The sequence below is a fragment of the Hymenobacter agri genome (genome assembly GCF_054778495.1).
On sequence record NZ_BAAGZM010000912.1, the window covers coordinates 1 to 1,237 of the forward strand.

Annotated in this window: 2 protein-coding genes; both read right to left on the minus strand. The window is 64.8% G+C overall.

The features are described 5' to 3' along the window. A partial coding sequence (locus tag ACYVDE_RS23300) for a shikimate kinase (protein ID WP_460503914.1) occupies positions 1-221 on the minus strand: 221 nt, incomplete at its 3' end. A gap of 185 nt (positions 222-406) precedes the next feature. Beyond that, on the minus strand, positions 407-1,237 hold an 831-nt coding region (locus tag ACYVDE_RS23305), incomplete at its 5' end, for an ABC transporter permease (RefSeq protein WP_460503915.1).

Consider the following 1,237-nt stretch of genomic DNA (forward strand, 5'->3'; position numbering starts at 1 on the left):
CCCGTGGCCAGCACCAGCGGCGGGCCGCCGGCCACCAGCGCGGCCCGCAGCGTAGCCGCTTCTATTTCGCGGAAAGTGGCCTCGCCATCGTTGGCAAATATTTCGCGCACGCTGCGTCCGGTGCGGGCCTCAATGGCGTGGTCGAGGTCGAGAAACGGGCGGTTGAAGTGCGCGGCCAGTTGCCGGCCCAGCGTGGTTTTGCCCGAGCCCGGCAGGCCCACCAAGCTAAGGTGGCCCGAGCCGGTGGGCAGAAGCGGTTCGCTAGGGGCGAAAGGTCGTTCTGTGTTGTCTGTCATCCTGAACTTGCTAAGGGCTTTACTACGCCCCAGCCGGTTGAATTACTGCAATCTATTCAGACGTGAAAAGGTCCTTCGCAAGCTCAGGATGACAGAATAGTAACATAAGATTACCCCAGCTTCACCCGCGGGTCGAGCACGGCGTAGAGCACGTCGACCGCAATATTTATCAGCACAAACAGCGCGGCCACGAACAGCGTGGCCCCCATCACCACCGGGAAGTCGAGGTTTTCGACGGCGCGGAGCGTGACGGTGCCCAAGCCCTTCCAGTTGAAGATGTACTCGATGAAAAACGCGCCGGCCATGAGCGAGGCCAGCCAGCCCGACACGGCCGTGACGACCGGGTTCAGGGCGTTGCGCAGGGCGTGATGCAGTACGGTGGCGGCCCGGCTGAGCCCCTTGGCGCGGGCCGTGCGGATGTAATCCTGGGCCAGCACGTCGAGCATGCTCGAGCGGGTGAGTTGCGTGATAATGGCCAGTGGGCGGATGCCCAGCGCCACAGCCGGCAGCAGCAAATTGCGCAGCACCAGGTGTCGCTCGCCCGTGAAGGGGTCAGTTTCGTACAGCTGCCCGGTGAGGCTGAGGCCCGTGGCGTGGCTCCAGTAGAAGCCGAACGTGACGGCAATGAGAATGGCCGCCACGAACGAGGGCACCGAAATGCCTAGCACCGACGTGCTCACCAGCACCCTATCGAGCCACGACTGTGGGCGCAGCGCGGCGGCTACGCCCAGCGTCACGCCGCCTACGCTGGCAATGAGCATGGCCGCCAGTGCCAGCCACATGGTGCCGGGGAAATAGTCGAGCAGAATGCGCAGCACGTCCTTGTTGCTCTGGAAGGAGCGGCGCAGGTAGGGCGTTTTCAGCACCAGCGCCCGGTTGCCCAGCGGCACGAGCGCGAAGCCGCCGTAGCGGGCGCGTCCGGCCGAATCGGCCGGGTGCAG